This window comes from Paenibacillus terrisolis, assembly GCF_056171975.1.
On record NZ_JBKFGG010000039.1, the window covers coordinates 16,814 to 28,079 of the forward strand.

The 11,266-nt window shown below is 47.4% G+C and carries 15 protein-coding genes; all 15 read right to left on the bottom strand.

What is annotated here, in order from left to right:
- Positions 1-14: 14 nt before the first annotated feature.
- Positions 15-350 (bottom strand): hypothetical protein, encoded by a 336-nt coding sequence (locus ACI48K_RS22365; protein WP_475029860.1) that lies wholly within the window; start codon positions 348-350, stop codon positions 15-17.
- Complete coding sequence (fliS, locus tag ACI48K_RS22370; RefSeq protein WP_475029861.1) at positions 337-735, bottom strand: flagellar export chaperone FliS; 399 nt, start codon at positions 733-735, stop codon at positions 337-339. The genes ACI48K_RS22365 and fliS overlap by 14 nt, the downstream gene beginning before the upstream one ends.
- A 53-nt stretch (positions 736-788) precedes the next feature.
- Entirely contained in the window at positions 789-2,264 is a 1,476-nt protein-coding gene (gene fliD, locus ACI48K_RS22375; RefSeq protein WP_475029862.1) for a flagellar filament capping protein FliD, read from the bottom strand.
- Positions 2,265-2,277: 13 nt separating this feature from the next.
- On the bottom strand, positions 2,278-2,613 hold the full coding sequence (locus ACI48K_RS22380) for a flagellar protein FlaG (RefSeq protein ID WP_475029863.1): 336 nt from the start codon (positions 2,611-2,613) through the stop codon (positions 2,278-2,280).
- Between the two features lie 78 nt (positions 2,614-2,691).
- On the bottom strand, positions 2,692-3,531 hold the full coding sequence (locus ACI48K_RS22385) for a flagellin N-terminal helical domain-containing protein (protein WP_475029864.1): 840 nt from the start codon (positions 3,529-3,531) through the stop codon (positions 2,692-2,694).
- A 146-nt stretch (positions 3,532-3,677) separates the two neighbouring features.
- Complete coding sequence (csrA, locus tag ACI48K_RS22390; protein WP_475029865.1) at positions 3,678-3,926, bottom strand: carbon storage regulator CsrA; 249 nt, start codon at positions 3,924-3,926, stop codon at positions 3,678-3,680.
- Positions 3,904-4,362 (bottom strand): flagellar assembly protein FliW, encoded by a 459-nt coding sequence (gene fliW / locus ACI48K_RS22395; protein WP_475029866.1) that lies wholly within the window; start codon positions 4,360-4,362, stop codon positions 3,904-3,906. The genes csrA and fliW overlap by 23 nt, the downstream gene beginning before the upstream one ends.
- Positions 4,363-4,440: 78 nt before the next feature.
- On the bottom strand, positions 4,441-5,013 hold the full coding sequence (locus ACI48K_RS22400) for a DUF6470 family protein (protein WP_475029867.1): 573 nt from the start codon (positions 5,011-5,013) through the stop codon (positions 4,441-4,443).
- A gap of 13 nt (positions 5,014-5,026) precedes the next feature.
- Positions 5,027-5,929, bottom strand: a complete 903-nt coding sequence (gene flgL, locus ACI48K_RS22405) for a flagellar hook-associated protein FlgL (RefSeq protein WP_475029868.1) — start codon at positions 5,927-5,929, stop codon at positions 5,027-5,029.
- A gap of 11 nt (positions 5,930-5,940) precedes the next feature.
- A complete protein-coding gene (gene flgK / locus ACI48K_RS22410) occupies positions 5,941-7,509 on the bottom strand; it encodes a flagellar hook-associated protein FlgK (protein ID WP_475029869.1) in 1,569 nt (522 codons plus the stop codon).
- 26 nt (positions 7,510-7,535) lie between these two features.
- The gene (locus ACI48K_RS22415) at positions 7,536-8,036 is read right to left on the bottom strand and encodes a flagellar protein FlgN (RefSeq protein WP_475029870.1); all 501 of its coding nucleotides are present in this window, start codon (positions 8,034-8,036) and stop codon (positions 7,536-7,538) included.
- Positions 8,033-8,326 carry a flagellar biosynthesis anti-sigma factor FlgM gene (gene flgM / locus ACI48K_RS22420; protein WP_475029871.1) on the bottom strand — a complete coding sequence of 98 codons (294 nt, stop codon included), beginning with the start codon at positions 8,324-8,326 and terminating at the stop codon, positions 8,033-8,035. The genes ACI48K_RS22415 and flgM overlap by 4 nt, the downstream gene beginning before the upstream one ends.
- Positions 8,327-8,450: 124 nt before the next feature.
- On the bottom strand, positions 8,451-8,867 hold the full coding sequence (locus tag ACI48K_RS22425) for a TIGR03826 family flagellar region protein (protein ID WP_475029874.1): 417 nt from the start codon (positions 8,865-8,867) through the stop codon (positions 8,451-8,453).
- 112 nt (positions 8,868-8,979) lie between these two features.
- A complete protein-coding gene (locus ACI48K_RS22430) occupies positions 8,980-10,047 on the bottom strand; it encodes a ComF family protein (RefSeq protein WP_475029872.1) in 1,068 nt (355 codons plus the stop codon).
- A gap of 17 nt (positions 10,048-10,064) precedes the next feature.
- On the bottom strand, positions 10,065-11,266 hold a 1,202-nt coding region (locus tag ACI48K_RS22435; protein WP_475029873.1), incomplete at its 5' end, for a helicase-related protein.

Genomic DNA, 11,266 nt, shown 5'->3' on the forward strand with positions numbered 1-11,266 from the left:
TAGCCTCCCTCATTTCATTTTTTGAAATCTATGAAAAAAGCATCCATTCCATCATTAGTGGATACTTTTCCATAAAGATTAGAAACTTGTTTTTTCTGGCTCATCTCCGTAATCTGTTTACCCAGCCCTTCTTTTTCTAATAGAATCAATCTTATGACCTGATCATGCAAATTCTTGATACTAATTAATTTTTCACGTTCAACGTCGCGGACCCCCTGCTTTTTTAATTGCTCAAATAGGTCGTCAATTTCTAACGCGCTCTTTTCATAGCTTTCAAAAACAGGTCCCTCCAAAATTTCCTCGTACCTTTTAAGCAACCGATCAATAACCGCCGGTTCAAGAAATGCCATAGGAACTCTCCTTCCCCGTTTTCAACAGGGTCAAAGCTTGTTTCCAGGTATCTGTCATTCCCCGAGCAAATTCCAGCGCATTATCCAACAAAGTCTCATCCCTGCTGATTATCAATTGGGCCAGTTGACTATTATAGAATACGTATAAATCTTTAAGGTCTCGGGAAATTTCGTACTTCATGTCCAGAGTTATAATTAGTTCGTTGAATATGCTTATCACCTTATGCAACATCACATTCATATCCTCATATTGACCCTGAGCATACAACTTTTTCGCTTTTAGCAATGACTTCACGATTTCCTGATATAGCAGCAGGGTCAATTCTCCAGGACTTGCCGTCTCTACCTGAACTTTTAAATATTGTAGTTGATGTGCATTTTGCATGTTTTGATCTCTCCATAAGTCATTCTATTAGTAAGATGGTTGGCTTAAATGAGTTATCCGCCCAATTGAGAGGATAGCCACGAACTTTGGCTGTTTAATTTCTGCAATGCTTGTTCCATAGCAGCGAATTGTTTGTAGTAGCGATCTTCAATATCCTGCAGTCTTCTCTGCCAATCCGTCTCTTCGTCCGACAACGTTTTTAGCTGCTTTCCTAACGCACTGTCATCCAAAGCGTTAATGGAGCCCGTTCCAATTTTCTTCTTGAACGCATCAATTTGATCATTGGCGACTTTATACAAACGATCCGCAATCCCTAATTTGCTCTTCCCCGGAGCAGCAGGATCATCGGAATATGACATAAACAGTTGTTTAACTTCGTCGAACCGGGTGTTGACGGCTTCTTCCAGTTTTGCTTCGTCAATTTCCAACTTTCCATTTTCGCGCCAGTCAGACTTAACTGTAATTCCGAGGTCAGAAAGCATATCCATTTGACCGTTTGGAACATCCAACGGGGTATTCAAGGCGTTTCTCAACTTAGTAAGTGTGTCCCTAAGAATACTATCGTTGTACAAAGAACCTTCTCTCGCCTTGGCTTCCCATTGCTTGATCTGGTCCTCGGACATAGATTCTTTCTGCTCATCAGTAAGCGGCTCATAATCACGATTACGTTTCATATCTGCTGTTTTCGAGTAAAGATCGACCAAGGCATTATATTGATTGACAAAGTCCTTGATCTTATCAACGATTCCACTACGGTCGGTAACTACTCCTATCGTAGCGTCTCCCACGCTGCGCAAAGTTACTTGCACACCATTAATGGAAACGTTATTGGAAGATGATTTTACCGCTGTCGCAGATCCATTAACATAATACTCCGCATCAGAACCAGCAGCACTGGAGTTGGATAAGTTTAGAAAACTCATAAAATTGGACAGCCCAGGATTACTAGGGTCCGCATCCGTCAGTTCTATCTTTGCGTTGTCTCCGGATTCAGCCGTAGTCAAATAAAGAGTACCGCTCGTATTGTCCCAATTAGCCCGCACACCGGTCAAAGAATAATTGCTATTTATGTCTTTGACAATGGAGTCCACTGTGGAAACCCCCGCCGTATAGGTAATAGTGGCTTTTCCGTTAATAGAAATTTGCCCACTAGTTGCTATCGGGGTTGTATTGGAAATTTTTCCGCTAACAATGGTCGCGGAGGTGGCCAATTTGGAAACTTTAACCGAGCTCATTCCCGCGGATGTTCCACTGGAAAGAACATTTATAACAGCGGAATTGGACGACTCAGCAGATGTTTTTTGAAAAGCACTATCGAATCGCAAACCATCCATAGAAGTTTGGAAAGCCAATAATGTGGTGTTCATGCTTTGATAGTCTTCTCTTTGCCATAGAGTATATTGTTTCGTTTTTTGAATCTTATCCAGCGGAAGGCGCTCCGCATCCATTAGCTTCTTGATGAGACTATCCGTATCGAGCGTCCCGCTGAAACCTGTTATACGAATTGGTGCACTGCTATTCACAGCCATAAATGTACCTCCTTTACATTTTCTCGTCTACAAATATGCCAACCTTTTTACTGATGTTATAGATTAAATCAAGCATCTTCTCACTGGGAATCTCACGAATAATCTCATTTGTTTCATCTTTCATCACAAGAACCATGATTGTATTCGTCTTCTCATGAACCTTTACTTGGATGTGAGTTCCGAGTCTTTCCAATTTTTTATTGACTGAATCAACAAGTTCGGGAACCGTATTTTCTTTGCTGGCTTTCGGCTTCTCTGCATCGACGTCCAACGAAGCTTCGTTGGTTAGATTATTAAACCATGGTAGCAAGGACGAATGTGAAGAGTTCGAAGTCGGATCAATTCTCATCACGTGGCCTCCTAACGCCTACCTATAGGCTGGATATTAAAAAAGCCGACCGGTTTCCCGGCCGGCCCAATGTTGCAATTAACGGAGCAATTGCAGAACGCCTTGTGGTTGCTGATTCGCTTGAGCCAACATCGCTGTTGCTGCTTGTTGCAAAATGTTGTTCTTCGTGAATTCGCTCATTTCTTTAGCCATGTCTACATCACGAATACGGGATTCAGCAGCTTGCAGGTTTTCGGAAGTTGTTCCCAGGTTGTTGATAGTATGTTCCAGACGGTTTTGAACTGCACCAAGATTGGAACGAATTTCAGAAACTTTGTCGATGGCAACTTGAACGGCAGACAAGTTAGCTGCTGCGTCAGTGTTCAGAGCAGTACTTGCGGACAGTGCAGTCAAACCAGTACCTCCAAATTGAACGCTCAAGGACGTAGCCAAAGCAGCCGCCAAGGAAAGAGCGATTGTTTCGCCGCTGTTAGCGCCAACTTGGAAAGTAACACTTGTAGTAGTACCGTCAAGCAATTTCTTGGTGTTGAATTGAGTTTGTTTTGCAATTGCATCGATTTGCGAGGACAATTGGCTTACTTCGCTATCGATCTTAGCAGCGTCAGTAGTTGTCAACACTTCGTTCGCACCTTGAACATACAGCTCAGCCATACGTTGCAGCATGGAGTGAGTTTCGTTCAACGCACCTTCAGCAGTTTGGATCATGGAGATACCATCAAGAGCGTTTTTATTCGCTTGTTCCAAACCACGGATTTGGTTACGCATTTTTTCCGAGATCGCCAAGCCAGCAGCATCATCGGCAGCGCGGTTGATACGGAAACCGGAAGACAGTTTTTCAAGAGATTTACTCGAAGCGTTGTCGTTGATGGACAATTGACGTTGAGTGTTGTAAGAACTGATGTTGTGGTTAATACGCATGATATAATTCCTCCTTGGAATGTGTTGGTGATTAGCATCCTTGCTTCACCCATTATTGGTCGATTCATGACTTGCGGCCGTCAATGCCATGACATTCGTCCCATGATATATATATCGGACAGCCAGCTGTAATGTTTACATCTATTTCAGTTTTTTGAAAAATTATTTTTTTTAGGAGGGATCGCCTTAAGAAGCAACTGCTCCACATCCCCATTCAGGGCTGCATCTTTGTTTTGCTGTTGAATGGCATTATAGATTTCTTCTCTGTAGATGCTGACTTGTTCGGGGGCTTCTATACCAATTCGAACTTGATCTCCGGAAACCTCCACGATTGAAATCACAATGTCATGATTAATCATGATTTTCTGGCCTTTACTTCTCGATAGTATCAGCACGCTTGGCCCCCCGTTCCACAGCTTCTAAAATCGAGTAACGAGCCTGATATTCCGAACGCTCCAAAATAATTTGCGCCGCTTCTTTGGACCTAGTGTTCATAATGATAGGTGCTTTCAGATTAATGGATATATCCGAAGAGGATCTTACCGTAACAATAGTCCGAACAACGACCTGCTCTTCCTTTTCGATATGCAGCATGTCAAGCCAACGCTGTTCCAGCGAAAATTCATAATTCTCTTTGAATCGGAAAGGATCCGTCAGCAAAAAAGTTAAATGTTCATCTTCAATTGACTGCATATACTCAAACGGACTTTGATCCTGAGAAAGACTAATATAGTTTTTATGCTGTTCAAAGCCTAATATCGGAGAAGTGAAAACCCAGGTATTGTCCGGAGTCGCTTCCACTTCACCGAATCTTGCCGTATTTACCAACACTTTTATACCTCCTTCGGCTCATAAAAAAATAGCTAAATGAAAACAATTTCATGTCCATTATAGCTATTTTGGAAATTTTTAGACAACCTCATTCACTTCTCGGCCGGTTGCCGTCATAAATATAAAATTTTTCTGAACCAAATAAGGATTAACCTTGCCGGGATAATAATCGACAACAGGTTTCTTTAGCACAGGATCGGCACTTACCCTCCCCGGCAAATAGTTCATATTTAATGAACCGGGCGTGAAGGTAACATCAACGTTGTCGTAATTCGGCGGGCCACGAAACTCAATCGGCCGGTCTTTAAAGGCATTTTGTCGGGCAATTTCCGCAAATGCATCGCCGGGTTCGTGAAACGCAAGCATACGATCGCCGGCCTCGGCAATCTCACCTATGTTTTGTAAAGAAGCCTCCAAAGAGCTTTGGGCGACCCGATCCGTAAACTCGTCGAATTTTGCCAAACCAAGCGCAGACCATGCTTTCCGCGGGTCAATGTCAAGCTTGCCCTCTGAACGCTTCAACTCCAATTTACCCGGTTCCTGATGAAGATTCAATTCAGGCCGAGGTTGCTCGATACTCAATTTCCCTTTGGTAATTTCTAAACCCAACTGGCTGAAACCTTGTTGAATCTGAAGACGGGGTATTTGCATTTGAATCCCCCTCTTAGTTTAGAAAATCGAGTAAACTTGGTCTAATGATGCGAGCCATCGTGTCAAGAGAAGCCTGATATACGCTCTCTGCCGTTTTCAATTCAGTAATGACCGAAGGAATATCGGCGTCCTCCGTAACCGACTGAAGTGATTGGTAATTCAAATTAAGGTCATCCAACCGACTAGTCGTAAATTCAAGACGATTTTGTTTCCCACCGACTTCCGCTTGGGCAGTAATGACGTTCTCTAAATTTTTCTGCAAAGCGGGAATGATATTTTGAATTGCTTGCGTCCCTGCCGGGCTGGTATCTGCCAACGCCTGTTTGAAACTGTCGAGAACCGCAAACAAACCACTAGTATCCCCGGATGCGCCAAAAACTTTATCCCCTTGTAAATTAACAGGAATATAAATACCTGCGCCAATCTGATAATCAAATTCCCCCTGATCCAGACTATATGGCGTATTGGCGGGATCTCCTGGATATGGCTGTTGATCCACGCGTTCCCCGTTAAAGATATACTTTCCCTTAAACTGTGAATTGCCGAGTGAAACCAGCTGCTTATACAACTCGTTAACTTCCTGAGAAATGTTGTTTCTGGCATCCGGAGGAACCGTATCTGTTCCGCCTTCTACCGCAAGCTCCGATAAACGCTGTATGATTGAAGTCGTTTCCGTCAGGACGCTATCCGTAAAATCCATCCAAGAATTGGCATCTTCCGTGTTTTCCTTGAATTGTCCGGTTGAATTAATTTCCGAACGGTATTGCAGCGCACTCGCCACGCCAACAGGATCATCCGAAGGACGATTTAACCGTCTTTGAGTCGTCATCTGCTCTTGATAAGTATCCAGACGCTTGTAATTGTTCTGGAGATTAGTCATCATGGATTTGCTCATCATGGATTGAGTAATACGCATTATCTCATCTCCTATCTACCGACAACGCCGGTGCCGTTGATTAATTTGTCCAGCATTTCGTCTACGGTTGTTATTACGCGGGAAGAAGCGCTGTAAGCATGTTGAAAGCGAATCAAGTCGGACATTTCTTCGTCGAGAGACACGCTGCTGATCGATTGACGCAGGCTATCGGCATGATCCGATAACAGGATGCCGTTCTGAACCATCCGGTTGGCATCGTCCGTATCCGTCCCCAACTGGGCGATGACGGATTGCAAATAACCGCCGAAGGTTCCCTCGTTCGTAAGTGCCCCGTTTTGGCCAGTAAAATCGAATTTGCCTTCCGACAATGAGGCGATTAAGAGCGCCAAATCACCGTTACCTTGCAGAACCTTTTCCGAGGTCACTCCATTTTGGGTAACGGACTCGGTCCGCATGGAAGCCGCAATATTCGCCAAACTATCCTGAACATCCTGACTTACGCGCATATTCGCAGCGGTTATCGTGCCGCTTCCGTCGCTGGTCACGAAAAAGTCTTTCCCGGTCGCCGCCGGATCCGCTAATGTATACCCCAGTTTGTGAAGACCATTCAAACCGTCGACAGTATACTTCGTATCTTGCAAAAGCTTTCTTGGGTTGGTCGGGTCAACCTGAGCCCCGGGAATCGTTATGCCGGCGGGCAATATGGTTCCAGCAGGCAAAGTCACTTCGATTTTTCCCGTAGCCAATGTATTGGCCATGACATCCATCTGATTAATATAGCCTTGAACATAGACATCGCGGGATTGAACGTAGCCGGCAATTTCGCCTTTGGTGAGCGAGCCGACATTAGCCAAGGTGAACTGAGTCGGCGGTTCAATGTTGTTCACAACCATAACGTCGCCGAAAGTCACCTGATAGTTATCATTCGTTTCGGATACTTGCACATTCCCCAATGCGGATAACTGATCCACGAGCAAATCCCGTTGGTCTCTTAAGTCATTGGCGTTATCGCCAAGCCCTTCCACCCGGTTAATCATGATTGTTAAATCCGAAATTTGTTGAATCGCATTATTCGCTTCGGAAATCTTAACGTCAATACGCTGAGTTAAATTGCTGCTAAGCGTGTTAAGCTGAGACGCAATATGATTAAACGTTTCCGTAAGAGCCAGCGCTTTTTGCTGAACCACCGTTCTGGCCGACAGGTCCGTGCTGCTCGGATTTTTGCTGAGCTGCTGCCAAGCGTCCCAGAACTCCGACATGCTCGAAGCTATGCTGTTATCCGAAGGCTCGTTAAAAATGCCTTCAATATTGGACAATGTCTCTTGCTTAACGTTCCACGTTGCCAAATCCGAGCTCTGATTCCGGTATTCGATGTCGAGCAGGAAATCGCGGACCCGTTCAATACTCGTTACCTCAACACCCATGCCTAGCTGATTAGGATTAGTCGATTTGGTCATTCCAGGAAATTCGATCGGCCTTGCCGCCGCCATCTTGGCAACCTGGCGGGAATATCCCGGTGAATTGGCGTTAGTAATGTTGTGACCGGTCGTAGCAAGCGCCGTCTGTTGTGCGAGTACCCCGCGTTTACCGACTTCAAGCGTATGAAAAGTCGATCTCATGTTATCCCCTCATTTCCTATTCGTACTTATGCCCTAGTGTCAAAGAAACTGCGCCCTTTTTGCGCCGGTTGCTGTCCGGCCGGATTGCGATACAACATCTCATCCTCCGGTTCGCTGACAAACAAATTCAAACTGTAATCGATAAACACCAACGACTGCTCAATAAGCTCCTTATTAATGGCATTTAGCCGTCTGAGCTTAATCAATGTATCTGAAAGCTGGTGCTGCGCATCTTGCAGTTCCTGCTTCTCCGTGACGTCGAACACCAGCCGGGTCATTTCCGAAATCGTTAGTTTCAACTGCGAACGAATGCCCTTTTCTTTTAAAAACAAAGAGACCGCTTGTTCCCGCTCCTCGTCCAATTCGGCCGCCTTCTTTATCGTACGCGTCTCTTTGGTCATAACCGCCGTCAATGCAGTTATGTCATTGGCCATGATTGCGTGTTTCTTCTCCTCGCCAAGTTCGACCAAGACCCCGTATAGCTCATCCATTTTCCTCAGCGCGGCGGTTACTTTTTCAACACTCACTGTTTGTCACCTAATTCGGCATAGGATTTAAAATAAGGTGCCAATTTCTCCGCCACCTTGCCGGCGTCAACATGATAGGTTCCCGTTGACACAGCCTCTTTCAACTGGGCGATTTTCTCGTTACGTTCCGGGTCTTGAACTTTATTATGTTTTTCAAGCATGCCTTTGGCTTCCACGGAGATGGAAACCTGGTCCACTTGCTTCTTCTTCAAGGAAAGGTTGTCCCGATTCTCGATGTTGCGTTGATAAGGATTAATTCCGTTGATGCGTCCTGTATCGTTAATTTTCAATGCATTCACCTCGCTTCAAATAAAAAAGCCGATAATCTTTACTAAGTTTATCGGCGTGGGTTGAACCTTTTTTAATAGCGAACGTTTGGATAAAAAAGAATATTATGCCGCATTGTGAGCGATTTCAGCGCTCAGGACCGCGAAACTTGTCGACGGCGCCATAAGCGCCCCCGCTTCTTTTATCGTCATGGCCCGCCATCTTTTCTTCTCTTGCGGCTGCGTTCAAATCGCGCGTAAGCCGGGTTCGGCATGAATCGCACATGTTGCCCTCGCGGATTAATACCCCGCAAACCTCGCACGGGTACATCATATTAGGATTATTGGCGACGGAAATCCGCCCCTCTTTAATAAATTTGGTGATTTGGCGGATCGAGACGCCGGTCGCTTCATGAACGTCCTGAATGGTTGCCAATTTCTCTTCGCGCAAATATTTCAGACATTTCTCGTATTCCTCTTCGATTTCCTTAATGCAGGACGGGCAAATGTCTCTGAAATTATTGGCAAACAACCTTCCACATCGCGGACAATTTGCAAGATTCAACCCCATTTTTATCAACTCCGTCCATTCGAATTTTACATTAGATGATGATAGATTAACCTATCAAAGGAAATTCGTCTATATTTTTCGAATAGTCTACTGGTATTTGTCAAAATTAAGAACGCGCCCAAGTCAAGCTGTAAACTTCCAAGGGGCGTTCCGGGAAGCCGCAGGATTCATGAAGCGCTTTTGCGCAAGCGTCTATCGTGCTTCCCGTCGTATAGACGTCATCGACCAAAAGGAGACGAAACGGCTTGAGATGGGGTGCATCTTCAAAATGATGCGTTCCCCGCTCTTCGATTGCGCGGTGTGGGGCAATAGAAAGCCGCAGGCCCCTTGAGCCGGAACCGGCTAAATTCGCAGCCGCCGCAAGCCGTTTCTCTACCTCCGGAACAGGCTGAAATACGTCATGCAAATCAAGCAGCCGCTCCCACCGGTTTTTGAAACTTTGCTTGACGGTATGCCTTTTACGCTCCAACAGCTCAAGAAGCGGCGATCCGGCGGCTTCGGCTGCGCCATGAGCCAACATTCGGGCCTGATTGAACCCCCGCTCCTGCAATCGTTCTCCGCTTACCGGAACATAAGTTACGGCGTCAAAGCGAAAAAGACGGTTCCCGGTTACGGCGCGAATCTCCTGCAGCATTCCGGTACAAGCCCGTCCGGTCATGCGAGCAAGCATAGCGCCATAGGATTCGTCCCCCCTGAATTTATACTGAGCAAGCCACTGTCGCATCACTTCGGTGTAACCCACCGCGCTCCGGTTCATGAGGAAGCCGCGCGACGCTCCGCCGGATCTGCTGCAGTCGGGGCAGCCTACCGGCCTACCGCAGGTCAGGCAGCGGACCTCTCCGATCCAAGGGATGGAGGCGTAGCAGGTCAAACAGATTTCAGGAAACCCCGGCACGGGTTCGGAGATCACTTTGCCGCAGGTCAGGCAGGGGATTCCCGGAGGCGCCAAAAGACGTTGCAATGGGGAGAGAATGGCTTTGATGGAGAAGCCGTTCCCGAATCGAAAGTATTCTGCCGGCCTAAAAGGCAAGCAAGGTTCGTACATCCCCTCACCCTCAGTTCTTGAAAGACTGTTCATCCGGACCGAATTAAAGTCGGTCTTGCTCTTTTGGTCCCACTCCCGGTTTCTTCGGAATCTGTTTCGATTGGAGTGCGACTCGGAAAACCTTGACATTCCCAACTATACCTCCTTTATTTTTTCAAAAAGCCGTCCCGGCGCGCAACAGTATTCATCAAACGGATTTGGCGGACGGCGGCGCTTTGGGAACGAGTCCATTCTTGGGAAGCAAAAACGACGCTTCCGGCGGGATCGTCTTGGGATCGTCCCGCTCGGCCGGCCATCTGCACCAACGAGGCTTCGTCAAAAAGATTACTGTCGGCATCCAGTATGTATACGTCGCTGCGCGGTACGGTCACGCCGCGCTCCAAAATGGTCGTGGTTACTAGCATCCGGGTTTCTCCATTACGAAAAGCCGTCACTTTATCCGAGCGTTCTCCGTCTTTGGAGGAGGTTCCTTCGATCGCAAGTCCGGGGAAATACCGGCGCAATAGCGCAACCACCGGCTGAATGTGGCGAATGCGGGAAGCGAACATAAAGATTTGCGCGCCGCGATGAACGGATTCGCCTAATAAACGAAGCAAGGGCCTGGGCAAAGACTGTTTACGCAAGCAAATTTCGACCGTTTTCATGGGAACCCGGCGTGGAACAGGAAGCGGATGGCCATGGTAACGTGCCGGTACTTTGGCATGAGCCAGCTTCCCGATCCGGATCTCACGCTGCATCGCCGCCGGGGGAGTCGCCGAAAGGAACACGAAACGGCCTCCGGGAAGGCAAGCCGATTCGGCAGCATATTCAAGCATCGGATCGTTATGGTAGGGGAAGGCGTCTAGCTCGTCGATGATCAACAAGTCGAAAGCCTGATGAAAACGCATCAGTTGATGGGTCGTCGCCACAAAGAGACGGGCTTCCTCCCAGCGCTGGGAGCTTCCTCCGTACAGCACGGCCACTTTCTCTTCGGGAAAAACCTTGGCGATGCGGGGAGCCAGCTCAAGAACCACGTCTCGGCGAGGCGTCGCCACCATAACCCGGCCACCATGATCCAGCATATACCGCAGCAGCGGAAAGATCATTTCGGTTTTGCCGGCGCCGGTCACCGCCCAAAGCAAAAATCGAGGCGGGCGCAGTGGGGGTGACAAGAAGTGGGAAGCGGCGGCCTTTGCGGGCGGCCAAAGGCGGTTCGAAGCGGCGGGAGCCTGCCGCGGCTTCAGCGCGAAGCGCCCGGGTTGCGCGGGCGCTGACGGGGTTGTCCGCGGCTGCGCCAGAAAGCGAAGCGCCGCCCCCGCCGCGCCTCGCTGCGCGGCGCTCAGCCCCCACCGGTCCAGCAGGGACCCGG

Coding starts and splice junctions, on each gene's coding strand:
- flgL (WP_475029868.1), bottom strand. CDS start 5,929: ATGCGTATTACTCAATCCATGATGAGCAAATCCATGATGACTAATCTC.
- ACI48K_RS22380 (WP_475029863.1), bottom strand. CDS start 2,613: ATGAGAATTGATCCGACTTCGAACTCTTCACATTCGTCCTTGCTACCA.
- ACI48K_RS22430 (WP_475029872.1), bottom strand. CDS start 10,047: ATGTCAAGGTTTTCCGAGTCGCACTCCAATCGAAACAGATTCCGAAGA.
- fliS (WP_475029861.1), bottom strand. CDS start 735: ATGCAAAATGCACATCAACTACAATATTTAAAAGTTCAGGTAGAGACG.
- fliD (WP_475029862.1), bottom strand. CDS start 2,264: ATGGCTGTGAATAGCAGTGCACCAATTCGTATAACAGGTTTCAGCGGG.
- ACI48K_RS22365 (WP_475029860.1), bottom strand. CDS start 350: ATGGCATTTCTTGAACCGGCGGTTATTGATCGGTTGCTTAAAAGGTAC.
- flgK (WP_475029869.1), bottom strand. CDS start 7,509: ATGAGATCGACTTTTCATACGCTTGAAGTCGGTAAACGCGGGGTACTC.
- ACI48K_RS22385 (WP_475029864.1), bottom strand. CDS start 3,531: ATGCGTATTAACCACAACATCAGTTCTTACAACACTCAACGTCAATTG.
- ACI48K_RS22400 (WP_475029867.1), bottom strand. CDS start 5,013: ATGCAAATACCCCGTCTTCAGATTCAACAAGGTTTCAGCCAGTTGGGT.